Annotated in this window: 26 protein-coding genes; 19 read left to right on the top strand and 7 right to left on the bottom strand. The window is 34.3% G+C overall.

Annotated elements, in window-relative coordinates; genetic code table 11:
• From VCM48_RS14230 to VCM48_RS14240, 3 genes are read left to right on the top strand one after another with little or no spacing between them, the layout of a single operon-like run.
• Positions 1-1308, top strand: a complete 1308-nt coding sequence (locus VCM48_RS14230; RefSeq protein WP_482270948.1) for a polysaccharide deacetylase family protein — start codon at positions 1-3, stop codon at positions 1306-1308.
• Positions 1301-1990, top strand: a complete 690-nt coding sequence (locus VCM48_RS14235) for a YjjG family noncanonical pyrimidine nucleotidase (RefSeq protein ID WP_274639384.1) — start codon at positions 1301-1303, stop codon at positions 1988-1990. The genes VCM48_RS14230 and VCM48_RS14235 overlap by 8 nt, the downstream gene beginning before the upstream one ends.
• A gap of 33 nt (positions 1991-2023) precedes the next feature.
• A complete protein-coding gene (locus VCM48_RS14240) occupies positions 2024-2770 on the top strand; it encodes a hypothetical protein (RefSeq protein WP_482270949.1) in 747 nt (248 codons plus the stop codon).
• 36 nt (positions 2771-2806) lie between these two features.
• Here VCM48_RS14240 and VCM48_RS14245 read toward each other — a convergent pair whose 3' ends face one another.
• Positions 2807-4078 (bottom strand): replication-associated recombination protein A, encoded by a 1272-nt coding sequence (locus tag VCM48_RS14245; RefSeq protein WP_482270950.1) that lies wholly within the window; start codon positions 4076-4078, stop codon positions 2807-2809.
• A gap of 22 nt (positions 4079-4100) precedes the next feature.
• Between VCM48_RS14245 and VCM48_RS14250 the strand changes: the two genes are divergently transcribed.
• Positions 4101-4865, top strand: coding sequence for a rhomboid family intramembrane serine protease (locus VCM48_RS14250; RefSeq protein WP_482270951.1), 765 nt, complete (start codon positions 4101-4103; stop codon positions 4863-4865).
• A gap of 35 nt (positions 4866-4900) precedes the next feature.
• Here VCM48_RS14250 and rlmB read toward each other — a convergent pair whose 3' ends face one another.
• From rlmB to VCM48_RS14280, 6 genes are all read right to left on the bottom strand, one after another.
• Positions 4901-5638, bottom strand: a complete 738-nt coding sequence (rlmB, locus tag VCM48_RS14255) for a 23S rRNA (guanosine(2251)-2'-O)-methyltransferase RlmB (protein ID WP_482270952.1) — start codon at positions 5636-5638, stop codon at positions 4901-4903.
• Between the two features lie 84 nt (positions 5639-5722).
• Complete coding sequence (locus VCM48_RS14260; protein WP_482270953.1) at positions 5723-6457, bottom strand: hypothetical protein; 735 nt, start codon at positions 6455-6457, stop codon at positions 5723-5725.
• Between the two features lie 75 nt (positions 6458-6532).
• Entirely contained in the window at positions 6533-8029 is a 1497-nt protein-coding gene (locus VCM48_RS14265) for a RagB/SusD family nutrient uptake outer membrane protein (protein WP_482270954.1), read from the bottom strand.
• A gap of 14 nt (positions 8030-8043) precedes the next feature.
• The gene (locus VCM48_RS14270; RefSeq protein ID WP_482270955.1) at positions 8044-11304 is read right to left on the bottom strand and encodes a SusC/RagA family TonB-linked outer membrane protein; all 3261 of its coding nucleotides are present in this window, start codon (positions 11302-11304) and stop codon (positions 8044-8046) included.
• 131 nt (positions 11305-11435) lie between these two features.
• Entirely contained in the window at positions 11436-12866 is a 1431-nt protein-coding gene (locus VCM48_RS14275) for a SusD/RagB family nutrient-binding outer membrane lipoprotein (RefSeq protein WP_482270956.1), read from the bottom strand.
• Between the two features lie 12 nt (positions 12867-12878).
• Positions 12879-16193 carry a SusC/RagA family TonB-linked outer membrane protein gene (locus VCM48_RS14280; RefSeq protein WP_482270957.1) on the bottom strand — a complete coding sequence of 1105 codons (3315 nt, stop codon included), beginning with the start codon at positions 16191-16193 and terminating at the stop codon, positions 12879-12881.
• Between the two features lie 365 nt (positions 16194-16558).
• Here VCM48_RS14280 and rpsL point away from each other — a divergent pair, with 365 nt between their 5' ends.
• From rpsL to rplN, 15 genes are all read left to right on the top strand, one after another.
• Positions 16559-16939 carry a 30S ribosomal protein S12 gene (gene rpsL / locus VCM48_RS14285; RefSeq protein ID WP_028890722.1) on the top strand — a complete coding sequence of 127 codons (381 nt, stop codon included), beginning with the start codon at positions 16559-16561 and terminating at the stop codon, positions 16937-16939.
• A gap of 32 nt (positions 16940-16971) precedes the next feature.
• Positions 16972-17448, top strand: a complete 477-nt coding sequence (rpsG, locus tag VCM48_RS14290) for a 30S ribosomal protein S7 (RefSeq protein WP_028890723.1) — start codon at positions 16972-16974, stop codon at positions 17446-17448.
• Positions 17449-17454: 6 nt separating this feature from the next.
• Positions 17455-19572: an elongation factor G gene (fusA, locus tag VCM48_RS14295; protein WP_274639393.1), complete on the top strand. Its 2118-nt coding sequence runs from the start codon at positions 17455-17457 to the stop codon at positions 19570-19572.
• A gap of 5 nt (positions 19573-19577) precedes the next feature.
• Positions 19578-19883 (top strand): 30S ribosomal protein S10, encoded by a 306-nt coding sequence (rpsJ, locus tag VCM48_RS14300; RefSeq protein WP_024740605.1) that lies wholly within the window; start codon positions 19578-19580, stop codon positions 19881-19883.
• A gap of 289 nt (positions 19884-20172) precedes the next feature.
• On the top strand, positions 20173-20790 hold the full coding sequence (rplC, locus tag VCM48_RS14305) for a 50S ribosomal protein L3 (RefSeq protein ID WP_047789835.1): 618 nt from the start codon (positions 20173-20175) through the stop codon (positions 20788-20790).
• Complete coding sequence (rplD, locus tag VCM48_RS14310; protein WP_099215301.1) at positions 20790-21419, top strand: 50S ribosomal protein L4; 630 nt, start codon at positions 20790-20792, stop codon at positions 21417-21419. The genes rplC and rplD overlap by 1 nt, the downstream gene beginning before the upstream one ends.
• Positions 21420-21427: 8 nt before the next feature.
• Positions 21428-21718 (top strand): 50S ribosomal protein L23, encoded by a 291-nt coding sequence (rplW, locus tag VCM48_RS14315; RefSeq protein ID WP_047789833.1) that lies wholly within the window; start codon positions 21428-21430, stop codon positions 21716-21718.
• 11 nt (positions 21719-21729) lie between these two features.
• Complete coding sequence (gene rplB, locus VCM48_RS14320) at positions 21730-22554, top strand: 50S ribosomal protein L2 (protein WP_274639395.1); 825 nt, start codon at positions 21730-21732, stop codon at positions 22552-22554.
• Between the two features lie 6 nt (positions 22555-22560).
• The gene (gene rpsS, locus VCM48_RS14325) at positions 22561-22839 is read left to right on the top strand and encodes a 30S ribosomal protein S19 (protein ID WP_028890729.1); all 279 of its coding nucleotides are present in this window, start codon (positions 22561-22563) and stop codon (positions 22837-22839) included.
• Between the two features lie 9 nt (positions 22840-22848).
• Positions 22849-23253, top strand: coding sequence for a 50S ribosomal protein L22 (gene rplV / locus VCM48_RS14330; RefSeq protein ID WP_028890730.1), 405 nt, complete (start codon positions 22849-22851; stop codon positions 23251-23253).
• A gap of 11 nt (positions 23254-23264) precedes the next feature.
• Complete coding sequence (gene rpsC, locus VCM48_RS14335; protein ID WP_125068412.1) at positions 23265-23981, top strand: 30S ribosomal protein S3; 717 nt, start codon at positions 23265-23267, stop codon at positions 23979-23981.
• Positions 23982-24000: 19 nt separating this feature from the next.
• A complete protein-coding gene (rplP, locus tag VCM48_RS14340) occupies positions 24001-24432 on the top strand; it encodes a 50S ribosomal protein L16 (protein WP_047789830.1) in 432 nt (143 codons plus the stop codon).
• A 12-nt stretch (positions 24433-24444) separates the two neighbouring features.
• A complete protein-coding gene (gene rpmC / locus VCM48_RS14345) occupies positions 24445-24636 on the top strand; it encodes a 50S ribosomal protein L29 (protein WP_028890733.1) in 192 nt (63 codons plus the stop codon).
• Positions 24637-24654: 18 nt separating this feature from the next.
• Complete coding sequence (gene rpsQ, locus VCM48_RS14350) at positions 24655-24912, top strand: 30S ribosomal protein S17 (RefSeq protein ID WP_099215304.1); 258 nt, start codon at positions 24655-24657, stop codon at positions 24910-24912.
• A 1-nt stretch (position 24913) separates the two neighbouring features.
• Positions 24914-25282: a 50S ribosomal protein L14 gene (gene rplN, locus VCM48_RS14355; RefSeq protein ID WP_099215305.1), complete on the top strand. Its 369-nt coding sequence runs from the start codon at positions 24914-24916 to the stop codon at positions 25280-25282.
• The last annotated feature ends 7 nt before the right edge of the window (positions 25283-25289 follow it).

A 25289-nucleotide genomic window follows, 5' to 3' on the forward strand; every position in this document is an offset into this window, starting at 1 on the left:
ATGATACTTATTTACACTCACAAAGTTACTCCAAGAGTACGTTATATTTTTAAACATATTTTTACTCGTATTTTACAAGTTAAAATTGATTTTACAGGTAAGGTAGAAGAGTTTGTAGCTTATAATGGACCTAAGTTTTCATATACAAATGTTCCTTTAGGAAAGGAGTTTTTTGTTCAGAGTAATGAGTTGCTGTTCCAGCAAGGAATTAAAGATGTAGAGATAGTAATTCAAAAATGGGATGAAGTTCCTTGTTTCTTTCCAGCTGTTGAAGCTTCTGAAATTCCGTTTGATATTTTTGCTGCTAGCTTCTTCTTAGTTTCAAGGTATGAAGAATATTTACCACATATAAAAGATAAACATGGACGTTTTACGGCAAGTGAAAGTATAGCTTATCAAAATGGGTTTTTAGAGAAACCCTTAGTTGATATTTGGGGCTATAAATTTTTGGAGACTTTGAAACAAAAATTCCCTGATTTTGAACATACAACAAGGAAATTTGAATATATATCTACAATTGATGTTGATAATGCTTATGCATATAAGCATAAAAGTTTTATAAGAACCATTGGAGGTTTCCTAAAGGATGCTTCTCAGTTCAAGGTTTTTACTATTTGGGATCGATTTGCTGTACTTTTTAATATTAAAAAAGATCCTTTTGATACATTTGAAAAAGCTATTGAATTAAAGAAAACCTATAATGTAAGAACCATATTTTTCTTTTTAATAGGAGATTATACTACATTTGATACCAATGTGTCAGCTTCAAAAAGAAAATTCAAATTATTAATAAAGGATATGGTTGATTATGCTCGTGTTGGGTTACACCCGTCATATTACACGATGAATGATGCTATAATGTTAAAAAAAGAAAAAGAGCGTTTAGAGGCAATAACGAATATGCCAATTAAACGATCAAGACAACATTATTTACGAGTGTCTTTACCTGAAACCTATCAACAGTTAATAGATTTAGAAATAGAGGAGGATTACTCTATGGGGTATGCAACGCATGTGGGATTCCGTGCAAGTACTTGCACACCTTTTTACTTTTACGATTTAGATTTTGAAATTCAAACACCCTTAAAAATATTCCCGTTTGCTTTGATGGATACAACGTTAAACGATTATATGAAGTTAACGCCAAAGCAATCTTTAGGGAAAATTAGAGATTTAAAAAATGAAGTAAAGGCAGTAAATGGTACTTTAATAACGGTGTTTCATAATGAAAGTTTGAGTAACTATTTAAGATGGAGAGGATGGAATAGACTATATAATTCAATGCTTAAAATAGTAGGAAATGTTTAGGGAAGAAATGGAAATAAAGCATTTGTTTTTTGATTTAGATCACACGTTATGGGATTTTGATAGAAATTCTAAACTAACTTTTCAACAGATTTTTGAAGAACAAAAAATTAATATTTCAATACATGATTTTTTGAAAGTGTATATTCCTGTGAATCTAAAATACTGGAAACTGTATAGGGAAGATAGAGTAGAAAAATCAGCACTAAGATATCATAGGTTAAAAGAAACATTTGATAGCTTAGAGTATACAGTTTCTGATAAATTAATTAATCTAATATCAGAAGACTACATTCGTTATTTACCTAACTTCAACTATCTGTTTGATGATGCTATTGAGGTTTTACAATATTTAGAGAAAAAGTATCATTTGCATATAATTACAAACGGTTTTAAAGAAGTACAAAATTTGAAATTAGAAAAATCAGGAATTCATACATTTTTTAGAGAAATAATAACTTCAGAATGTGTTGGAGTTAAAAAACCAAACCCAAAAGTTTTTGAATTTGCATTAGGTAAAGCAGGAGCAAAGGCACATCAATCGGTTATGATTGGAGATAGTTATGAGGCAGATATAATAGGGGCGATAAACTCAGGTATGAGAGCTATTCATTTTTCACAAGAAAATAAAGGTACCGAAGGACAACGAGTAAGTACCTTGGTAGAGTTAAAAAAATATTTATAGGTTTAAAGCTAAACTTATATAAAAACAATAAAAATGAAAAAAATACTTTTATTAGCGTTGTTTATTACAACAGCAAGTTTTGCACAAAAGTCAATCAATAATTATAAATACGTAATAGTACCTAGCAAGTTTGGTTTTGTAAAAGAAAAAGATAAGTATCAAACAAGTTCACTAACAAAATTCTTATTTAATAAATACGGATTTACCGCTTTTTTAGAGGATGAAAAATTACCAGAAGAGACTGTAAACAATAGATGTTTGGTTTTAACAGGGGTAGTTAAAGATGATTCTGGATTGTTTACAACAAAAAGTATTGTAGAATTAAGAGACTGTTATAATAAGGTGGTGTTTACTTCGCAAGTAGGAAGAAGTAAAGAAAAAGAATATAAAAAAGCGTATCATGAAGCCATTCGTAATGCTTTTAAATCGATTGAAGCTTTAAAGTATAAATATGTTCCGTTACAAGAAGATGTTGTAACTAAAAACAAAGAAGTACCAGCCTTAGCTGTCATATCAAAGGCAGCTGAAAGCACACCAGCTGAGGTTGTTGAAAAGCCAGCTAAGGCTAAAGAACAATTATTCGCACAGCCCATAGCTAATGGATTTCAATTAGTAAACATGAAGCCAGAGGTTGTTTTTCAAGTATTAAAAACTAATGTAAAAGATGTTTTTGTGATAAAAGATAAAAACGGAATCTTATACAAAAACGGAAATTCTTGGTTTGTTGAATTTTATAATAAAGGTGATAAAATTGAAAAACAATATCAGATAAAATTTTAAAAAAGTATAAAAAGAGAGTTTGTAAAACTCTCTTTTTTAATAATTATACTTGTCTTTCCAACGTTGTTTTAACAATTCTCTAAATTGATTTTCACGAGCGTTATTTCCAGGTTCGTACAATTTAGTGTTTTTTATTTCATCAGGTAAAAATTCTTGGTTCACAAAATTTCCCGCATAGTTGTGCGAGTACTGATACTCTTTTCCGTAGTCTAAATCTTTCATTAGTTTAGTAGGAGCATTTCTTAAGTGAAGGGGAACGGACAAATCCCCTGTAGTTTTCACCAAGTTTTGAGCTTCTCCAATCGCCATATAAGAAGCATTACTTTTTGCTGAATTGGCTAAATAAACAGCACATTGACTTAAAATAATTCTAGATTCGGGAAAACCAATAACTGAAACAGCTTGAAACGTATTATTAGCTAGAATCAAAGCCGTAGGATTTGCATTACCAATATCTTCAGAAGCAGCAATTAACATTCTTCTAGCAATAAATTTCACATCTTCACCTCCTTCAATCATTCGTGCTAACCAGTATACAGCAGCGTTAGGATCACTACCTCTTATAGATTTTATAAAGGCAGAAACAATATCGTAATGTTGTTCGCCAGTCTTATCATAACGAACAGTATTTTTTTGAATTTTAGATAACACTAATTCATTAGTAACCTCAATTTCATCATCAGCAGCGACCAATAACTCAAAAATATTCAAAAGTTTTCTGGCATCACCTCCAGAAACCTGAAGCAGAGCGTCGGTTTCTTTTAAATTGATTTTTTTTTGAGAAATGATTTCATCTTTTTCCATCGCTCTATGTAAAAGAGCAATCAAGTCATTTTTATCAAAAGAATTTAAAATATACACTTGGCATCGAGAGAGTAGGGCAGGTATAACTTCAAAACTAGGATTTTCTGTTGTTGCACCAACTAAAGTTACCCAGCCTTTCTCAACAGCACCTAATAAAGAATCTTGTTGTGATTTACTAAATCGGTGAATTTCATCAATAAATAAAATTGGATTTTTCTGAGTGAATAGTCCTCCACTTTTTTTAGCTTTCTCAATAACTTCACGAACATCTTTTACCCCTGAGCTAATAGCGCTTAGAGTATAAAAAGGACGTCCAGATTCATTTGCAATAATATTTGCTAAAGTAGTTTTACCAATTCCTGGAGGTCCCCATAAAATTAAAGAGGGAATAATTCCTTGTTTAATATGATTAGTTAAAATACCATTTTCACCCACCAAATGTTGTTGACTAATATAGTCACCCAAACTTTGTGGACGAATTCTTTCTGCCAAAGGTTGATTCATAATGTAAAAATAGCAAAGATTTATGACAGAAGTTCATAAATACTACTTTGGATTTATTTTTGTTATTTTCAGCATTATGAAAACTGAACAACAACTAAAATTTTCTCCGACAATCTTTACTATTCCACTTCTATTTGTATTTACAATATGGTTTGTATACTGGTTAGAAATAAAATTTGGATGGAATTTTAACAAGTTTGGAGTGTTTCCCAGAAATTTTAGTGGCTTAAAGGGGGTTTTCTGCTCTCCTTTTATTCATAGTGATACTAATCATCTTTTTAATAACTCTGTTCCGTTATTTGTGCTTTCAGCATGTCTTTTTTATTTTTATAGAAAAGTAGCAGTAAAAGTTTTGGTGTATGGAGGTGTTATAACTGGATTATTAACTTGGATAATTGCAAGAGAGTCGTACCATATTGGAGCTAGCGGAATTGTGTATTTACTTTTTAGTTTTGTGCTTTTTAGTGGGATAATAAAAAAGAATTATAGATTAGTAGCTGTCTCATTTATTACTATTTTTCTATATGGAAGTATGGTTTGGTATGTGTTACCTATTAAAGAGGGTATGTCTTGGGAAGGTCATTTATCAGGATTAATCACAGGAGTAGTATTAGCTTTGTTATATAGAAATAAAGGAATAGTTAAGGAAAGATTTGAATTCTCCAAAACAGAATTTGATGATATGTTTGATGAAGATGGGAACTATGTTCCGCCAATTATTGAAGAAGAAGCTGAAATAGATTTGAAGGAAATAAAATACCGTTACATTTATAAAGAAGAGGAATAAAAAATCCTGCACTAAGCAGGATAGGATTTAAAATATTATAAACGTTGTCTTACGGCTTCGTATAAAAATGCGCCACATGCAACCGATACATTAAGGGATTCTATTTCTCCTAGTAATGGCAATTTAGCTTTATAGTCAACCATTTTTAAAACAGAGTTACTTACTCCTTTGTGCTCAGAGCCCATTATGATAGCTATCGGCTGATTAAAATCAACATCATAAACCGAATCTTCGGTTTTTTCAGTTGCAGCAGCTAGTTTAATGTCAGCAGCTTTTAGTTGAAAAATGGCGTCTTTAATATGATCTACTTTACAAATAGGTACTTTAAAAGCAGCTCCAGCAGAAGTTTTGATAGTCTCAGCATTTACAGGAGCACTACCACTCTTTTGAATAATAATCCCATTAACACCAGTACATTCTGCAGTTCTAATAATAGCTCCAAAGTTTCTTACATCTGAAACTTGATCTAATAATAAGAATAGGGGAGTCTTGTCTGATTCTAATGTCTCTTCTATTAAGTTTTCTAAATCGTAAAAGTCAATAGGAGAAATCTTAGCAACAGCACCTTGATGGTTGTTGTGTTTAGATAAACGATCTAATTTCTCTGTAGGAACTACACTGGTTGAAATTTTATTTTTTTTCAAGAGCTTATCTAATTGAAAAAATAAGTCTCCTCTCAAGCCTTTCTGAAGGTATACTTTATTAATAGAAGCTCCACTTTCTATAGCTTCAATAATGGCTCTAATACCAAAAATGTTTGTGTTTTGTTCCATGCTGCAAATGTAGTTGATTTTATGGTATAAAAAAACCACCTCGAAAAGAGGTGGTTTTAGTATTATTTAAAACTAAATTAAAAATTAGTTAGTGTCAAAATCTGTAGATTCAGAAGAACCAAAATCTCCTCCACCAGAAGCCTTAACAACACCTCCTATAGTAAGTGTATAAGTACCATTTGCAGGATAGCTTAAACCATCACCATAGTCATCATTAATAACAAAGGTAAAACTTCTTCCAGCACATAGTGTTACAGGTATAGAGGCAGAAGCTTGCCCTTCGCTATATGTTCCCAAATCAGCAGAAGCTACAACACCACCTAAGGAATCTAGAATTTCCCAACTAGTTTCATTACCATACCCGTCAAAAACAATGTCTAATGTACCAGATACTTCATTACAATTTTGAATATAATTAATAGTTGTAGATCCTCCATTTGATAATCCTTCTTCTGTTCCAAAGTTTAAAACTAATTTATTAACACTTATTCCAAGATTAACATCTGATAATTGAACAGTTAAAACTCCTTCATTCTGATTAGCTGGAATAGTTACAGATGTAGGAACACTATAAGATCCAGCATCAGCATTAGTAGCACCTTCATCAACAGAAACAGTAAAAGTTCTATCAGACCCAGTAGTGTTAGCGGTGTAAATAGTTACATCATAATTAGTGGTAGCGCCAACATCAACACCGGTAGAATAAGATGGTTTACTAAATGTTATATAGTTTGTGTCTAATGATTCTACTTCATCAGTACAGCTATTTAAAGAGATAATAGTAATTGTGGCAATAAATAATAATTTTATTTTTTTCATAATTGTTGAGTTTAGTTAATTGGTTTAGAAAAAAAACCACTAAATCTACATAGACTTAGTGGTTTTATTAAAAATTTACTGGTTTTGATCAGTAATAAAAGGATTATTTTGAATTTCAGATTCTGGAATTTCAAAAGTTAATCTTTCATCATTATACTGAATTGGTTCACCTACAAAAGAAAGATGGTTAGATCCTCTTGTAATAGTAGCTTTATTACGCTTCATAGCTAAGTAACTTTTACCTTCACCCCATAATTCTATACGAGTTTGTAAGTAAATTTCATCTAGTAAAGCTTGACCGCTAAGACCATCTACATAAGAAGCATCAGGTACTCTGGTTGCAACAAAATTCTTTAATAAGGTTTTTGCAGCACCTTCATTTCCTGATTTAGCAGCAGATTCGGCAGCTAATAAATGCATTTCAGCTACACGCATGTATACGTAATCAGCTTGTACAGTTTGAGAAGCTCCGTATCTTTCTCTGTTTTCATCATAAAACTTATATAAAGGCATTAAATGTTCTCCAACAGTATTGTTGTCTAAGAACTGTCCTTTTCTAGCGTCATCACTAGGTATAGCATCAAATAAAGATTGATCTATAGATTTAAAGTCACCAAAAGCAGGGTAACTGTAACTGTAATAGTCCATTTGTCCCCACCAAGAAACTAAACCTAACCCAATCTCAGTATTTAAGTCAACACCCCACATCCATCCAGATGTAGCTAAGTTGTTAAATCCACCAGTTAGTTCACCTCCTTGCATTAATGTGTAGGCACCTCCGTTAACTACAGCAGCAGCATGAGTATATGCATTTGTATAGTCTCCTTTAGCTGCTAAAACATAAGCATAAATAGCTTGAGCTATATCTTTATTAATTTGCGTTTTGTTTAATCTAGAGAAACCATCAAGTAAAGATATTGCATCAGTTAGGTCACTTTCTATCAGTGTATAAATCTCTTCAGCACTTACTTTAGCACCGTTTTGATCTTGAGCACTTCTGTAAATTGGTAAGATTAATTCAGAAGGATTATACTCTTTTTGAAAAAACTGTGTTAAATAAAAATATGAATGAGCTCTTAGGGCCTTGGCCTGTCCCATGATGTATTTATTATCATCACTTTCAGGAATAGCATCCATACCTCCTAAGCCATCAATAACTTGGTTACATGCTCTAATTATTCTATAATAATATCTCCAAACTTGATAATTGTCTAAAAAAGTAAAGTCAGTTGGTCCTTGAAATTCGGTAATACTAGCTCTATACCATCCATATACACTTTGGCTAAGCGCTAAATCACCAGATAACATGTCTCCAAAAATATCATAGGCTTTTTGACCAAAGTCGTCGTGACCAGTAGTACCACCTGTTTCTGTTTGAAATGTTAAAGAGTAAACTCCTGTCATTAATGCTCCAGTAACTTCAGGGTCAACAGCAATAGCATCTGCTAACTGAACTGAAGATAAAGTCTCTGTTCCTTCTTTTATAGGATCTTCTAAAAAGTCATCACCACAACCGTACCCAAAGAAAAGTAAGGAAGATAGTAAACCTATTTTAATTATATTATTTTTCATCTTAAATATTGTTTTTAAAATTTAACTCTAACACCTAAAGTAAATGTAGACATTGGTGCGTATAATCTTCTTCCTGAATTTCCTGATTCTGTTGTATTAGGTAAGAAACCATTACGAGCAGTGGTCATAAATAGATTATCTCCAGTTAAAGAGATGTTTACCATATCCACCCCTGCTTTTTCTATGAATTTATTTGGGATTGTATATCCTAAACTAATATTGTTTAAAGCAAGGTAATCAGTGCTAGTTAAGAATCTAGTTGAAGCAGAAGTAGCAGTTTGATCTGCTCCATCAGCTAACCTTGGTACGTCTGTAATATCACCTGGATTTCTCCATCTATTAGCGATATCTTTATGGAAGTTGTTACCTACAGCACCGAAACGGTCTGACATTAATTCAGCATATTGACCGTCATAAGCATAACCGCCTAAACTATATGTGAATTGAGAAGATAAATTAAAATCTCCTAACCTTGCAGCAAGTCTAAAAGCCCCTCTAATATCAGGGATTAAAGATTTGTTGGCATATACATTTGTTGCTTCACTATAAGTTTTAGTAACAGTTTTCTTAATGTTCGTATCAGAAACTCTTCTTTCATACTCTACAATAGAACCAGTTTGGTTTGTATCCATACCATTTTCATCTGGAATAGCAAATCCAGCTTCACCAGAATCTAAAACTCCGTTATCATTTTTATCATCATAATATTGGTACCACATTGGAGCTCCATCAGCAGGATCTACACCTGCCCATTCTCTCATATAAAAGTCATAGATAGATCTACCTACAGAGTACCCATAACTTCCATTAGAGTTGTCTAAATATTTTTGCTCACCAGTTGCAGGATCAATAGGCATTTCAGAAATTTCATTATTAGCTAGTTCTCCATTTACAGATAAATCTAAAGAAAATCTTTCTTTTTTAATTAAATGACCTGTTAACTGAAACTCTAAACCTGAGTTTTGTAATTCTCCATCATTAACGGTAATGATAGCAATACCTTGAGAAGGTCCAACTCTTCTATCAAAGATTAAGTTATCTGTATTCTTTTGATAGTAGTCAACAGTACCATCTAAGAAATTACCTAAAGTAAATTCAGTACCTACTTGGAATTGTCTTGAAGTTTCCCAAGTTAAATCAGCATTACCGTTACTATCAGGTGATACAGAGATTTGACCAGCTAAGTTACCTAAGATAAATCCATCCGCACCAGAGTAGTAGCCAACACCAGCCTGATCACCAGTAACACCATAAGAAGCTTTAAGTTTTAAGAAACGGAATAAGTCATTGTTACTTAAGAAATCTTCGTTACTCAAAATCCAAGCAGCACCAACAGAACCAAATACTCCCCATTTATCTTTTAAGAAACGAGAAGAACCATCTGTTCTTACCGAACCTGTTAAATAGTATTTTTGCTTATAGTTATAGTTAGCTTGAGCAAAATAAGATTCTATAGTATATCCTTCTCTATAACCTGTAGGTAAAGCTAATTCACTTTGGAAATTGTTTAAATCTAAGTTAAATGGACTAACTTGTAAACCTTTCCATTGAGTGGCTTGAGTTTGAGTGTATTCAGTAGATTCGTGAGCAGCTAAAACTTCTAGGGTATGATCGTTCCAATTTTGGTTAAATCTTAGTAATTGTAAAAAGTTTTGAGTCAAGAATGTTTCATCAGTAACGAATAAATCTCCTCCAGTAGATTGACCTCCTCCATAAAACTTATTTGTATAGTTTTTGTTTTGTCTAGTAGTGTACTGAGCACCATATCTAACTTCTGCCTTTAAGTAATCTGTAAGCGTAAAGTTAAACGAGAAGTTACCATCAATAGCATGAGCGTTTCTTCTGTTTGTGTCATAATTTGCCGACCCAATAGGGTTAAGTCCATTAGCATTAGGTCTATCTCTAAAACCAGAAAGAGAACCGTAATCATACTGGAAACCTCCATAAAATGGATCAGGAACTAATTGACCATTGTCATCTCTCAAAAATACAGGAAAAATAGGCGCCATTTTATCAGCAAATTCAAAAACATTTTCAGAACCTTCAATTTGTCCATTTGCTAATCTTTCAGAAAAGTTATAACCAATATTAGAGCTTACTTTTAACCAAGGTTTGATATCGGTAGTAAGGTTTAAACGAGTAGAGTATCTCTGGAAACCAGTATTGATAGAATACCCATTATCATCTAAATAACCAAAAGAAGCAAAGTAAGTAGTGTTCTCACTACCACCACCAAAACGAGCATTTGCTTCTGTTCTAATAGCTGCATCAAAAGACAAATCAGCATATCTCTGAGGAGTATACTTTCTAGTTACACCTGGTAGAACAGTACTTGTTTGAGGGTCAATTAAATCAGCACCACTAGTAACATTCCACATGTTATATCCAGGGGCAACATAATTACCTGTAAAAAGATTGTTATTGGCAAAACCAACAGGGTCAGCGTTACCGTCAATAGCTGCTTTATTTTTGATACCTTCCCAAACATAACCAATATATTCCTCAGGAGAAGTAACTACATCGTACCTAGGAATTAACTGGTCGTTTATACCTGTTTTAACATCAACTTCAATATAAGAGTTGTTTTTCTTCCCTTTTTTAGTTGTTATTAAAACAACACCGTTAGCTCCACGAGAACCATAAATAGCTGTAGCAGTTGCATCTTTTAAGATTGTTGTACTTTCGATATCCGCAGGGTTAATAGAGTTTAAACTATTACCATAAGGAACACCATCTACAACATATAACGGACTACGGTTACCATTTACAGAACCATAACCACGAATACGTACTGTACCAACTGTACCAGGCTGACCAGAAGTGTTTATTACATTTACACCAGCTACCTCACCAATTAAAGCCTGAGAAACGTTAGAAAAAGATTTAGCTTCAATATTTTCAGCTTTAACAACAGAGGCTGTACCAGCATAAGCCTTTTTTGTAGTTGTACCATAACCTACAACTACTACTTCTTCTAGTAAATTGTCACTTTCTAGTATTAAAGAGATTTGATTAGAAGCTCCAACAGTTCTTTCTGCTGTTTTCATTCCTACAAAACTGAATACTAAAACATCGCCTGTTTTAGCTTGAATTGTATAGTTTCCATCAAAATCTGTTTCGGTACCTTGAGTAGTACCCTTTTTTAAAATCGTAACCCCAGGTAGTGGCCCAGTCTCATCAGAAACAGTACCTGAAATTGTTCTCTCTTGCGCAAAGGATATTTGCACAATTAACGCTAGAAAAAGCGTTAAAATTCCATTAAACTTTGTTCTCATTATGTAATTATTTGAATTAATTAGCTGCTAAAATCATAAATATATCTTAAATAAACAATTTTTTAACATAAAAAAACGCCCTGTAAAGACAAGGCGTTATAAATAAATAAGAACAGTTTATAGGAAATAAACTAGTTTACATCCCACCAAACTTTTGTAGTAATACTTGCTGGATTTGAAGTAACACTACTCAAATTAGCTGAGTTGGTAGTTGTTTCAGATAAAGGATAAGGAAGTTTTACCGGTATAGTTGGGATTTCAGCAGCAGCAGGTACCGCTAAAATAGGGTAATCTAATCTCCTCCATTCATTCCAGGCTTCAACACCATTCATGTATAAAGCCACCCACTTTTGTGTACCGATAGACTGTTTCCAATTAGCAGCGTCATAAGGGTTTGAAGAAATGTATGTTGAAATTGCTGAAGCATCAGTAATTCCCCATCTATTCATAGAAGCAGTAATCGCTTCAGCATAAGCTGCAGCTGCAGATCCGCTAGCAAAACCTCTTTGATAAGCTTCAGCTAAAAGGAATTGTACTTCGGAATAAGTAATTATGTAAAAAGGGGTTTCAGCTTCCCTAAGGTTAGCAGCCGGTCTTGAGGTTGTTGGTTTTAGAGATGTTGCATCGTTATCTGTTAAACCATAAGGCATACCAACTATTGAACCATTAGAAGAAGGAGCAGCATATTTATCTAGCCTAGGGTCATTCATGTTTTCTAAAGTAGTTACTAAGAATTCTGATACGCAGTGATCGTCCCTGTTTCCTCCTAAAGGGTTAATGTCTATGTGTAAAGGATTTGCTCTATTAATGTTTGAGTCAAACTTGAATAAAGCGTTATCTGCATTACTCGTAAAAACACCATGACTAATTGCTTTATTAACATATGTGCTAGCATTAGCAGGGTCTACATCGGCTAATCTAATAGCATACCTTAGCATTAAAGAACTTGTTAGTTTTTTCCAAGCATCAATATCTCCATTATAAATAACATCACCGCTACTAAAAGAAGGAGAAGAATTAGTAAAAGTACTTGCAGCATTATCTAATGTTTCTAAAATGCCCAAATATACATCTTGTTGAGAATCGTATTTTGGTAAATTAACTGCAGAAATTGCCTCTGTGTAAGGTATAGCGCCAAACCCGTCTGTAAGTACAGAAAATGCTTGTGCGCTCATTACATCTAAAATGTTTTTACGGTTATTTTTTATATTTTCGCTTACATTTTGCATGTCTACCAATGATTTAGCGGAGTACAATTCTTTAATTACATTTGTGTAAATACTTGAGAAAGTACCATCAAAAGAAGTTACGTCTATTGCGCTATACCTACTATCTGAGGTGTACTCGTTCTGTGCCCAGTATTGAACCATTAATTGTCCCCAGTCGGCATTTAAAGTTCTACCATGTACAGTGCTGTATAACCTAAATTCAGATTCTGTTAGAAGGTATGATGGATCAACACTTACAGCATTGTTAGGGTCTATGTTGGTATCTCCAAAATCACTACATCCAACATATAAAGTTGATGCGAGTGATAATAATATATATTTTATTTTTTTCATTTTTTTTATCTTTTAAAATTTAGCAGAAAGGTTAAAACCAAATGATCTTGTAGAGGGAACCTGTGCGTTCTCTAAACCTTGTCTGTTTCCTGAACCAGTAACTACTTGAGGATCTAAGTGAGGAACCTCAGAATATAAAACAGCTAAGTTTCTACCATAAGCACTTAAACTTAAACTTGTAAATGGTGTATTGTCAATAAATCTAGAAGGAAAGTTATAAGATAATCTTATTTCCCTTAATTTAAGGAAGCTTGCATCGTAAGTAAACAGAGCAGATTTATTCCAATGGGTTTGATAGAAAGCTTGAGGTGCTACACGGATGTCGTTAGGGGTACCGTCTTGTTTTACGCCAGGTAAAACCATTCCATTAGCACGGGTGTCAGATTCTCCGTTAAAAGATACTGTATTAGGGTGCATTCCTGAATAATGTGACCATTGTAATGAGTCAGAGTGTAATACGCCTCCAATTTGAAAGTCTAAAAGTCCTGAAAGAGTAAATCCTTTGTAGCTAAATGATGTGTTAAAACCTCCTGTCCAATCAGCTAAAGCAGAACCTAAATATACTCTATCAGAAGTAAATTGGTACATACCGTAATTAGCGTTTGGTTTTCCATCAACAGTTGGTCGGCTATCTATAACTTTATTACCGTTATCGTCATAGATAAAATCTTGACCAAATAGAGCCATATATGGAAGTCCTTCTTGTACTCTTAAATCTGAAGACCACGTACCACCTAAACCTATACTTTCTACAATAGTTTCTCCATTTTCGTCTTTAAGTAATTCTACAACTTCATTTTCTTGTTTAGTTAAGTTGATACCAAGATCCCAGCGGAAATCAGCAGTTTGAATTGGTGTACCGCTAATCATTAATTCAACACCTGAGTTTTTCATTGTTCCAGCATTTAATAAGCTAGATTGGTATCCTGTAGTTGATGATACTGGAACGTTGAAAATTTGATCTTCTGTAGTTCTATCGTAATAAGCAGCATCAATACTTAATCGATTATTGAACATTTTAACTAAAAAACCAAATTCCATTTCAGTTGTTAACTCATTTTTTAGGTTTGGGTTTTGTTTAGAATTGGGTACTTCGTATGAAGGTAATCCGTTCAAGTTAGGAGTAACAGGGCTGTAAACATCTAAAAGTCTATAAGGGTCGCTATCATTTCCTGCCTGTGCAATACTGGCTCTAACTTTGGCGAAAGTTAGGGTTGGGTTTCCCTTCAATCCAGGTAATTCACTAATAGCCCAGCTTAAAGAAGCTCCAGGGTAGAAAAAGCTATTATCATCTTCTGGTAATGTAGAAGACCAGTCATTTCTTGCTGTTAAATCTAAAAACACCATATCTTTCCATCCAAGAGAAGAGGTGAAAAAGATACTATTAATGGCTTTGCTTTGTTCAAAAGTTGAAATGTTTGGAGAGTCTTTAGAATTAGCGATATTATAAAACTTATCAACAACTAAACCACCAGATGTACTTAAAGAGGTTTCTCTATAGGTTCTTGTCATTTTGTTCGCACCTACAAGTGCGTTTAAGGTAATATCCTCTCCAAATGCAGTGTTGTAGTTTAACTTAACGTCCATGTTGGTTTCTTGAAATCTTCTTTCTACCTCAGAGTACCTAGAACCATCCACTGAGTTAAAAGGAATCCCTTCTCTAGCACTAATTTGATACCAGTCTGTTCCAAACTGTGATGAAACAGTTAATTCATCAGTTAATTTGTAAGAAACGTTTGCGTTTCCGTATAGTCTGTTTTTAGAGTCTTCTTGGAAAAAGTTAGATCTTGTCCAATGTGGGTTATCAAAATAGTTAGGGGAAGCATCAAAGGAAACAAGATTAGGGATACTATTTCCGTTACCTGTTTCAGTAAGAATACCACCTGGGTTCCAAGTATGTTGTGTACCGTCAGATCTGAATTGGTTTCTTTTTAATCTATTAACGTCTAATTGAGATTGCCACCACTGAGTAAAGCCTTGCATAGGGTTTCCGTTAGAGTATCCTGTAACGTTTCTTCCTTCAACGTCTGTACGGACATAGTTAGCTACAATGCCAGCTTTTAATTTGTCTGATAAATTGTAACTTCCATTGAAGTTGATAGTGTTTCTCTGAAGGCTACCACCTGGCATAACGCCTTCTTGATCTAAATTTGTATAACCTATTCTAAAAGTTCCTTTGTCATCGCCTCCAGCTAAAGCAATACTATTAGTTTTTGTAAAACCAGTATTAAAGAAGGCGCTGTAGTCATTCTTTGGAGCAACCCACGGTCTAGTTTCTTTGTAGTTTGGAGAGTTTGGATCCCAAGAGTCCCAATGCCTTACCATGATATTAGGGTTAAATTTAGGTCCCCAAGAACCATCTTTTGCGTAATTAGGTGCTAAATACGTTTGACCATCTTGGTTAAATACTTTAAATCCATCTTGACCAATTCTATCTACGTTGTTACCAAATTCATCTGTGGTAAAATCTGCATAAATAGAACCTCCTCCATACATTCTTTGAATAGGGATTAAATTAGTTACTTTATCAAAGCTAATAGCAGAGTCAAATGTAACGCCTAAGCCTTTTTTGTTTTTACCTGTTTTAGTTGTGATTAAAATAACTCCGTTAGCACCTCTTGAACCATAAATAGCAGTAGCGGCAGCACCTTTTAATACAGACATGCTTTCTACATTGGCAGGGTCTATATCAGAAGCTGAGTTACCATAGTCATAAGAACCACCACCAAAACCTCTTTGTTGTTCAGGTGTAGAAAAATTAGAGTTGTCAATTGGTACACCATCTACTACGAATAAAGGTTGGTTGTTACCTAAAAAAGAGTTAGCACCACGTATGGTGATTCTTGAAGAACCTCCTAAAGAAGATTGACTACCTTGTATTTGAACACCTGCAACTCTACCTTGTAAAGAGTTAACAATGTTTGTCTCTTTAGCTTGGCTTAATTTTTCACCATCCACTTCTTGGACAGCATAACCAATTGCTTTTTCTGCTTTGCTCATTCCTAAAGCAGTAACAACAACTTCATCAAGAACATTGTCGCTAGACATGGTAATATTCATAGTGCTAGTGGTACCAATCGTTTTTTCTATTGTCTTCATTCCAACAAAACTAAAAACAAGAATGTCTCCAGTTTTTGCACTGATAGAAAATTTCCCATCAAAGTCAGTTTCTACACCAGTGGTGGTACCTTTTATTAATACGTTAACTCCAGGTAAGGGTCCTGTTCCGTCAGAAACTGTACCTGAAATTGTTTTTTCTTGTGCAAAGGATATTTGCACAATTAACGCTAGTAGTAGCGTTAAAATTCCATTAAACTTTGTTTTCATTATGTAATTATTTGAATTAATTGAGTCAAAAGTCATAAATAAAACTTAAAAAAACAAGGTATTTGTTAAAATGTTCTAAAAATATTAAAGTATTTTAGGTTTAAGTGTTTGTTTTTGGGTTATAGCTTATTTATTTGGTTTTTATTTTAAAAAATATTTATTTTTTTAACATAAAGTAAGGTGATTTTTGTGGTTTTAGTTGCGTTTGGTGACAAGGAGTGGTGCTGGGGTGAAGTTTTATGTTTTTGGTAGTGTATTTAAAAATAACTACTTGATATTTGAATAAATAGAAAATTATCGTACATTTGCACACTCTTAAAATTAGAGTAATTTAAGTACAAATTAAAAACAAGTAATAATTTAGTATGCCAACTATTCAACAATTAGTTCGTAAAGGAAGAGCCAAAATAACTAAGAAGAGTAAATCGGCTGCTTTACAAGCATGTCCACAAAGACGTGGAGTTTGTACGCGTGTGTATACCACTACACCTAAGAAACCTAACTCAGCAATGCGTAAGGTAGCAAGGGTTCGTTTAACAAATGGTAACGAAATCAACGCGTATATTCCAGGTGAGGGGCACAACTTGCAAGAGCACTCGATAGTATTAGTTAGAGGTGGAAGGGTAAAAGATTTACCAGGTGTTAAATATCACGTGGTACGTGGAGCATTAGATACTGCAGGAGTTGAGGGTAGAACCCAACGTAGATCTAAGTACGGTGCAAAACGCCCAAAAGACAAAAAGTAAAAATTAATTAGTAACTTTTTTAATGTAAAGACATGAGGAAAAGAAGAGCTAAAAAAAGAGTTTTGTTACCGGATCCAAGATTCAATGATCAATTAGTTACACGTTTTGTGAATAACTTAATGTGGGATGGTAAGAAATCTGTAGCGTTCAAAGTGTTTTACGATGCAATGGATATCGTAAATGAAAAGAAAACTGACGAAGAAAAGTCGGCTTTAGAAGTGTGGAAAGATGGTTTATCTAACGTGATGCCTCACGTAGAAGTTCGTTCTCGCCGTGTTGGTGGAGCAACTTTCCAAATTCCAATGCAAATTCGTCCAGACCGTAAGGTGTCTATGGCGATTAAATGGATGATCTCTTATGCGCGCAAGCGTAATGAAAAAACAATGGCACAACGTTTAGCTGCTGAGATTTTAGCTGCTGCTAAAGAAGAAGGTGCTGCTGTTAAGAAAAGAGTTGATACTCATAAGATGGCTGAAGCAAACAAAGCATTCTCACACTTTAGATTTTAATAAGAAATGGCAAGAGATTTAAAATATACAAGAAATATAGGTATTGCTGCTCATATTGATGCTGGTAAAACAACAACAACTGAGCGTATCCTTTTCTATACAGGAGTGTCTCATAAAATTGGAGAAGTGCACGATGGAGCTTCTACAATGGACTGGATGGAGCAAGAGGCAGAGAGAGGTATTACAATTACTTCTGCTGCAACTACTTGTACTTGGCAGTTTCCTTTAGAAAATGCAAAGCCATTACCTGAAACAAAAGGATACCATTTTAATATTATTGATACTCCAGGTCACGTTGACTTTACTGTAGAGGTAAACCGTTCATTACGTGTATTAGATGGATTAGTGTTCTTATTCTCAGCAGTTGATGGAGTAGAACCACAGTCTGAAACTAACTGGCGTTTAGCTGATAACTATAAAGTACCTCGTATCGGTTTCGTTAACAAAATGGACCGTCAAGGAGCAAACTTCTTAGCAGTTTGTCAGCAAGTAAAAGATATGTTAAAGTCTAACGCAGTGCCAATCGTATTAAATATTGGTGATGAAGCAGACTTTAAAGGTATTGTTGATTTAGTTAAAAACCGTGCTATTGTATGGCATGATGATAACTATGGGTCAACTTTCGATGTTGTAGATATTCCAGAAGATTTAAAAGAAGAGGCTCGTGAGTTACGTGGTAAGTTAATCGAAGAGGTTGCTGCTTATGACGAAAACTTATTAGAGAAGTACATGGAAGATGAAGATTCAATTACAGAAGAAGAAGTGCACGCTGCATTAAGAGCTGCTGTAATGGATATGTCTATCATTCCAATGGTGTGTGGTTCATCATTTAAAAATAAAGGTGTACAGTTCTTATTAGATGCTGTATGTCGTTACTTACCTTCTCCTGTAGATAGAGATAATATCATTGGTACTAACCCAGATTCAGGTGAAGAAGAAACACGTAAGCCAGATGCAAAAGCACCATTCTCAGCTTTAGCATTTAAAATTGCTACTGATCCTTTCGTAGGTCGTTTAGCATTCTTCCGTGCGTATTCTGGTCACTTAGATGCAGGTTCTTATGTGTTAAATAACCGTTCAGGTAAGAAAGAACGTATTTCACGTATTTACCAAATGCACTCTAATAAACAAAATGCAATCGATTTTATCGAAGCTGGAGATATTGGAGCAGCAGTAGGATTTAAAGATATTAAAACAGGAGATACGTTATCTGACGAAAAACACCCAATCGTTTTAGAATCTATGGATTTCCCAGATCCAGTAATTGGTATCGCTGTTGAGCCTAAAACTAAGGCAGATGTAGATAAGTTAGGTATGGCTTTAGCTAAATTAGCTGAAGAAGATCCAACGTTTACTGTAAAAACAGATGAAGCTTCAGGGCAAACTGTTATTTCAGGAATGGGAGAGTTACACTTAGATATTATTGTAGACCGTTTAAAGCGTGAGTTTAAGGTTGAAGTAAATCAAGGACAACCACAAGTAGAGTATAAAGAAGCTTTAACAGCTACTGCAGATCACAGAGAGGTTTATAAAAAGCAATCTGGTGGACGTGGTAAGTTTGCTGATATTGTATTTACTATGGAGCCTGCTGATGAAGGTGTAACAGGATTACAATTTGAGTCTATAATTAAAGGTGGTAACGTTCCTAAGGAATTTGTACCGTCAGTAGAAAAAGGATTCAAAGAAGCAATGAAAAATGGTCCTTTAGCTGGTTACGAAATGGATTCGATGAAGATTACTTTAAAGGATGGATCTTTCCACCCTGTAGATTCTGATCAATTATCATTCGAATTAGCGGCTAAGTTAGGTTACAAAGCTGCTGCAAAAGCTGCAAGAGCTGTAATCATGGAACCAATGATGAAATTAGAAGTGTTAACTCCAGAGGAGAACATGGGAGATATCGTTGGAGACTTAAACAGAAGAAGAGGACAAGTAAACGATATGAGCGATCGTGCAGGATCTAAAGTAGTTAGAGCAATCGTTCCTTTATCAGAAATGTTTGGATATGTTACTTCTTTAAGAACATTATCTTCAGGTAGAGCAACTTCTACAATGGAATTCTCCCACTATGCAGAAACTCCAAGTAACATTTCAGAAGAAGTAATCGCAAACGCTAAAGGTTAATTAAGATGAGTCAAAAAATTAGAATAAAGTTAAAGTCTTACGATTATAATTTAGTAGACAAGTCTGCTGAGAAAATCGTAAAGACAGTAAAGAGTACTGGAGCTGTAGTAAACGGTCCAATTCCTTTACCAACAAATAAAAAGATTTTTACAGTATTACGTTCACCACACGTAAACAAAAAATCTAGAGAGCAATTTCAATTATCTGCTTACAAAAGATTATTAGACATTTATAGTTCTTCTTCAAAAACTATTGATGCGTTAATGAAACTTGAGTTACCAAGTGGAGTTGAAGTTGAGATCAAAGTATAAGTAAATCAATAACTTTCGGTTTAATTTTGTTAAGCCGAAAGTTTTTTTTACTTTTGCACACCGAAATTTTAGTTTTCGGAGTGTGTAAATTTCTGGAAAGTATTCAGAAATGACATGTCCTGAGGGTTTCGCGAAGGAAAAACGGTAAAACAAATTCAAAGAGTGAAGATGTTTTTCGCTCTTTTTTTTTGAGAAATTTGAAGGAAAACAAGAAACATTTGTTTCAAAAATTTATTTTATTAATAGACGCGCTGGATAAATTAAATCTATCGTCTGAAAATTAACAAATATGTCTGGGTTAATAGGAAGAAAAGTAGGAATGACCAGCTTATTCGATGAAAACGGGAAGAATATTCCTTGTACAGTAATCGAAGCAGGTCCTTGCGTTGTTACCCAAGTCAGAACCGAAGAGGTTGACGGCTATAACGCGTTACAACTTGGTTTCGATGACAAAAAAGCAAAAAGCTCTAATAAAGCTTTAGATGGTCACTTTAAAAAAGCTGGTACATCTGCTAAAAGAAAAGTCGTTGAGTTCCAAGGATTCGAAGGTGAGTACAAATTAGGTGACTCAATTACTGTTGAACACTTTGCTGAAGGAGAATTCGTTGATGTATCAGGAGTTTCTAAAGGTAAAGGTTTTCAAGGTGTTGTTAAACGTCATGGTTTTGGCGGAGTTGGACAAGCAACTCACGGTCAACATAACCGTTTAAGAGCTCCAGGTTCAATTGGTGCAGCATCATACCCTGCAAGAGTATTCAAAGGAATGCGTATGGCAGGTCGTATGGGTGGAGACAAAGTAAAAGTTCAAAATTTAAGAGTTTTAAAAGTGGTTGCAGATAAGAATCTTATCGTTGTAAAAGGGGCTATTCCTGGTCACAAAAACTCTTATGTAACTATCGAGAAATAATGAAAGTAGCAGTATTAGATATTACAGGAAAAGATACTGGTAGAAAAGTTGAACTTTCTAGCGAGGTATTCGGAATTGAGCCAAATGATCACGCGATTTATTTAGATGTAAAGCAGTATTTGGCTAATCAAAGACAAGGTACTCATAAATCGAAAGAAAGAGCTGAGATTGCTGGTAGTACAAGAAAGATAAAAAAACAAAAAGGAACTGGTACAGCTCGTGCGGGTAGTATCAAGTCTGGTGTTTTTAGAGGTGGTGGACGTATGTTTGGTCCAAGACCAAGAAACTATTCTTTTAAGTTAAATAAAAACTTAAAGCGTTTAGCACGTAAGTCAGCTTTAAGTATTCAAGCAAAAGAAAACAATTTAGTAGTTGTAGAAGACTTCAACTTTGAAGCTCCAAAAACTAAAGAGTTTATCAATGTATTAAAAGCTTTAGAATTAGACGCTAAAAAGTCTTTATTCGTATTAGGTGAAGAAAGTAAGAACGTTTACTTATCATCTCGTAACTTAAAAGGTTCTAAAGTAGTAGATGCTTCAGGTATTAACACATACAGCGTTTTAAATGCTAATAAAGTTGTTATTTCTGAAAGCTCTCTAGAAGGAATTGAGTCTAATTTAAGTAAATAGGGAACAAGATGAGTATTTTAATTAAACCTATTATTACAGAAAAAGCTACAAATGATAGCGAGTTAAACAACCGTTATACATTTGTTGTAAATAAGAAAGCTAACAAATTAGAAATCAAAGGAGCTGTTGAAGCTGCTTATGGTGTAGCGATTGAATCTGTAAAAACAATGAATTATCCAGCACAAAGAAAAACTAAATACACTAAAAAAGGTTTAGTTACTGGATTAACAGGTGGATACAAGAAAGCAATCGTTCAGTTAGCTGAAGGAGAAACTATTGATTTTTATAACAATCTTTAAGAAAAGACAGAATGTCAGTTAGAAAATTAAAACCAATAACACCAGGTCAGCGTTTTAGAGTTGTAAATGGGTTCGACACCATTACTACTGATAAGCCGGAGAAATCTTTATTAGCTCCGAAAAAACGATCTGGAGGTCGAAACAACCAGGGTAGAATGACTACACGTAATATCGGTGGAGGTCATAAACAAAAATACCGTATTATCGATTTTAAAAGAGATAAACAAGGTGTTCCTGCAACAGTAAAAACTATCGAGTACGATCCAAACCGTACTGCATTTATTGCTTTAGTTAGTTATGCTGATGGTGAAAAGCGTTATGTGATTGCACAAAACGGATTAAAAGTAGGTCAAACAATCATTTCAGGAAAAGGAGCATCTCCAGAAGTTGGAAATGCTATGTACTTAAGTGAAATTCCATTAGGTACTACAATTTCTTGTATTGAATTACACCCAGGTCAAGGAGCTGTTATGGCTCGTTCTGCTGGAGCTTTTGCTCAGTTAGTTGCAAAAGAAGGTAAATATGCAACAGTTAAATTACCTTCTGGAGAAACAAGATTTATCTTATTAACTTGTATGGCTACAATTGGAGTAGTGTCTAACTCAGACCACCAGTTATTAGTTTCAGGTAAAGCAGGTAGAAGTAGATGGTTAGGAAGAAGACCAAGAACAAATGCCGTTAGAATGAACCCAGTTGATCACCCAATGGGAGGTGGTGAAGGACGTTCTTCTGGAGGGCATCCAAGATCTAGAAACGGTATTCCTGCTAAAGGATTTAAGACTAGATCAAAGACCAAAGCTAGTAATAAGTATATCGTAGAACGTAGAAAGAAATAATAAACCATGGCAAGATCATTAAAAAAAGGACCTTACGTTCACTATAAGTTAGAGAAAAAAGTGTTAGCTAACGTAGAAGCAGGTAGTAAGTCAGTTATCAAAACTTGGTCTAGAGCAAGTATGATTACTCCTGATTTCGTAGGGCAAACAATTGCAGTTCACAACGGACGTCAGTTTGTACCAGTTTACGTTACTGAAAACATGGTAGGTCATAAATTAGGCGAATTTTCACCAACACGCTCATTTAGAGGACATGCTGGTGCAAAAAATAAAGGTAAAAAATAGTAGGAAATTATGGGAAGTCGTAAACATAACATGGCAACACAGTTAAAAGAAGCTAGAAAGTCTAGAGCTTTCGCTAAGTTAACTAATTGTCCTACATCACCAAGAAAAATGCGCTTGGTAGCAGATTTAGTAAGAGGAGTTGAAGTAGAAAAAGCTTTACAAATCTTAAAGTTCAGTCCAAAAGAAGCATCACGTAACTTAGAAAAGTTATTATTATCAGCAATTGCTAACTGGCAAGCTAAAAATGAAGATGCAAGTATCGAAGATGCTGGATTATACGTAAAATCAATTTGTGTTGATAGCGCAGGTATGTTAAAAAGGTTAAGACCAGCTCCACAAGGTCGTGCACACAGAATTCGTAAGCGTTCTAATCACGTAACTTTAGAGTTAGGAACTAAAAATAACAGTAATTAATCAAAGTAGAAATGGGACAAAAGACAAATCCAATAGGAAATCGTTTAGGAATTATCAGAGGATGGGAATCTAACTGGTATGGTGGAAATGACTACGGAGATAAGATTGCTGAAGATGACAAGATAAGAAAGTATTTATATGCTAGATTATCTAAAGCAAGTGTATCAAGAGTTATTATTGAGCGTACTTTAAAGCTTGTAACCGTTACTATCACTACAGCACGTCCAGGTATCATTATTGGTAAAGGAGGTCAAGAGGTAGACAAGTTAAAAGAAGAGCTTAAGAAAATTACTGGTAAAGAAGTTCAAATTAATATTTTCGAAATTAAACGTCCAGAATTAGATGCAAAATTAGTTGCAGCTAGTATTGCACGTCAAATTGAAAACAGAATTTCTTACAAGCGAGCTACTAAAATGGCTATCGCTGCTGCAATGAGAATGAATGCAGAAGGAATTAAAGTGCAATTATCAGGTCGTTTAAACGGAGCTGAAATGGCACGTTCTGAGCATTACAAAGAAGGAAGAATTCCTCTTTCTACCTTCAGAGCAGATATCGATTATGCACTTGTTGAATCACATACTACATACGGAAGAATCGGTGTGAAAGTATGGATTATGAAAGGTGAGGTTTATGGAAAACGTGAGTTATCTCCATTAGTTGGACTATCTAAGCAAAAGGGTAGTGGAAACAAAGGTGGTGGTAAACGTCAACCTCGCAGAAGAAAATAATTTTTAAAAGAAATTAACAATGTTACAGCCAAAAAGAGTAAAATACCGTAAGGTACAGAAGGCGAAAGGAAATATGAAAGGTAACTCTGGAAGAGGTACTCAACTTTCTAACGGAATGTTTGGTATCAAATCATTAGACCAGAACTTACTTACCTCTCGTCAAATTGAGGCAGCTCGTATTGCGGCAACTCGTTATATGAAAAGAGAGGGGCAACTTTGGATTAAAATTTTCCCAGACAAACCAATAACAAAGAAACCGTTAGAGGTACGTATGGGTAAAGGTAAAGGAGCACCAGACCACTTTGTAGCAGTTGTAAAACCAGGTAGAATTTTGTTTGAAATTGGTGGTGTACCAATGGAAGTAGCAAAAGAAGCTTTACGTTTAGCAGCGCAAAAACTTCCTGTAAAAACGAAGTTTGTAATAGCAAGAGATTTTGATTATAACGCTTAATTCTATTAGATCATGAAACAATCAGAAATTAAAGAATTATCAACAGCTGACTTACAAGAAAAGCTAGGGGCGTTGAAGAAAAATTATACTGATCTTAAGATGGCTCACGCCATAACTCCATTGGAAAACCCATTAGAGTTACGTAGCTTAAGAAAAACTGTAGCAAGAATTGCTACAGAGTTAACTAAAAGAGAATTACAATAATTCTAGTCAGTTTTAAAGATGGAAAAAAGAAATCTTAGAAAAGAGAGAATCGGTGTAGTATCTAGTAACAAGATGGAGAAGTCTATCGTTGTAAACGAGGTAAAAAGAGTAAAGCACCCAATGTACGGAAAGTTCGTATTAAAGACTAAGAAGTACGTTGCACATGACGAGAATAACGATTGCAACGAAGGTGATACTGTAAGGATCATGGAAACACGTCCTATGAGTAAATCTAAGCGTTGGAGATTAGTAGAAATCCTAGAAAGAGCTAAATAATATGTTACAGACAGAATCAAGATTAAAAGTCGCAGATAACACTGGAGCAAAAGAAGTTTTAGTGATTAGAGTTTTAGGAGGAACAAAAAAGCGTTACGCTAGCGTTGGAGATAAAATCGTAGTATCGGTAAAATCTGCAACTCCAAACGGAACTGTAAAAAAAGGTCAAGTATCTCGTGCAGTTGTTGTTCGTACTAAGAAAGAAGTTAGACGTAAAGACGGATCATATATCAGATTTGATGATAATGCTTGTGTACTTTTAAATCCTACTGAGGAAATGAGAGGAACTCGTGTATTCGGACCTGTGGCTCGTGAATTACGTGAGAAACAATTTATGAAAATAGTATCATTAGCACCTGAGGTGTTATAAAATCAGA

The organism is Tenacibaculum sp. DPLXC6 (assembly GCF_056815515.1).

Bases quoted from the DNA above. Each gene is read 5' to 3' on its own strand.
- rplD (WP_099215301.1), top strand. From the start codon at position 20,790: ATGAAAGTAGCAGTATTAGATATTACAGGAAAAGATACTGGTAGAAAA.
- VCM48_RS14260 (WP_482270953.1), bottom strand. From the start codon at position 6,457: ATGAAAAAAATAAAATTATTATTTATTGCCACAATTACTATTATCTCT.
- rplB (WP_274639395.1), top strand. From the start codon at position 21,730: ATGTCAGTTAGAAAATTAAAACCAATAACACCAGGTCAGCGTTTTAGA.
- VCM48_RS14265 (WP_482270954.1), bottom strand. From the start codon at position 8,029: ATGAAAAATAATATAATTAAAATAGGTTTACTATCTTCCTTACTTTTC.
- rlmB (WP_482270952.1), bottom strand. From the start codon at position 5,638: ATGGAACAAAACACAAACATTTTTGGTATTAGAGCCATTATTGAAGCT.
- VCM48_RS14245 (WP_482270950.1), bottom strand. From the start codon at position 4,078: ATGAATCAACCTTTGGCAGAAAGAATTCGTCCACAAAGTTTGGGTGAC.
- rpsS (WP_028890729.1), top strand. From the start codon at position 22,561: ATGGCAAGATCATTAAAAAAAGGACCTTACGTTCACTATAAGTTAGAG.
- VCM48_RS14270 (WP_482270955.1), bottom strand. From the start codon at position 11,304: ATGAGAACAAAGTTTAATGGAATTTTAACGCTTTTTCTAGCGTTAATT.
- rpsQ (WP_099215304.1), top strand. From the start codon at position 24,655: ATGGAAAAAAGAAATCTTAGAAAAGAGAGAATCGGTGTAGTATCTAGT.
- rplV (WP_028890730.1), top strand. From the start codon at position 22,849: ATGGGAAGTCGTAAACATAACATGGCAACACAGTTAAAAGAAGCTAGA.
- VCM48_RS14280 (WP_482270957.1), bottom strand. From the start codon at position 16,193: ATGAAAACAAAGTTTAATGGAATTTTAACGCTACTACTAGCGTTAATT.
- VCM48_RS14250 (WP_482270951.1), top strand. From the start codon at position 4,101: ATGACAGAAGTTCATAAATACTACTTTGGATTTATTTTTGTTATTTTC.
- rplP (WP_047789830.1), top strand. From the start codon at position 24,001: ATGTTACAGCCAAAAAGAGTAAAATACCGTAAGGTACAGAAGGCGAAA.
- rplW (WP_047789833.1), top strand. From the start codon at position 21,428: ATGAGTATTTTAATTAAACCTATTATTACAGAAAAAGCTACAAATGAT.
- rpsG (WP_028890723.1), top strand. From the start codon at position 16,972: ATGAGGAAAAGAAGAGCTAAAAAAAGAGTTTTGTTACCGGATCCAAGA.
- rpsC (WP_125068412.1), top strand. From the start codon at position 23,265: ATGGGACAAAAGACAAATCCAATAGGAAATCGTTTAGGAATTATCAGA.
- VCM48_RS14230 (WP_482270948.1), top strand. From the start codon at position 1: ATGATACTTATTTACACTCACAAAGTTACTCCAAGAGTACGTTATATT.
- rpsJ (WP_024740605.1), top strand. From the start codon at position 19,578: ATGAGTCAAAAAATTAGAATAAAGTTAAAGTCTTACGATTATAATTTA.
- VCM48_RS14235 (WP_274639384.1), top strand. From the start codon at position 1,301: ATGTTTAGGGAAGAAATGGAAATAAAGCATTTGTTTTTTGATTTAGAT.
- fusA (WP_274639393.1), top strand. From the start codon at position 17,455: ATGGCAAGAGATTTAAAATATACAAGAAATATAGGTATTGCTGCTCAT.
- VCM48_RS14275 (WP_482270956.1), bottom strand. From the start codon at position 12,866: ATGAAAAAAATAAAATATATATTATTATCACTCGCATCAACTTTATAT.
- rpmC (WP_028890733.1), top strand. From the start codon at position 24,445: ATGAAACAATCAGAAATTAAAGAATTATCAACAGCTGACTTACAAGAA.
- rpsL (WP_028890722.1), top strand. From the start codon at position 16,559: ATGCCAACTATTCAACAATTAGTTCGTAAAGGAAGAGCCAAAATAACT.
- rplN (WP_099215305.1), top strand. From the start codon at position 24,914: ATGTTACAGACAGAATCAAGATTAAAAGTCGCAGATAACACTGGAGCA.
- VCM48_RS14240 (WP_482270949.1), top strand. From the start codon at position 2,024: ATGAAAAAAATACTTTTATTAGCGTTGTTTATTACAACAGCAAGTTTT.
- rplC (WP_047789835.1), top strand. From the start codon at position 20,173: ATGTCTGGGTTAATAGGAAGAAAAGTAGGAATGACCAGCTTATTCGAT.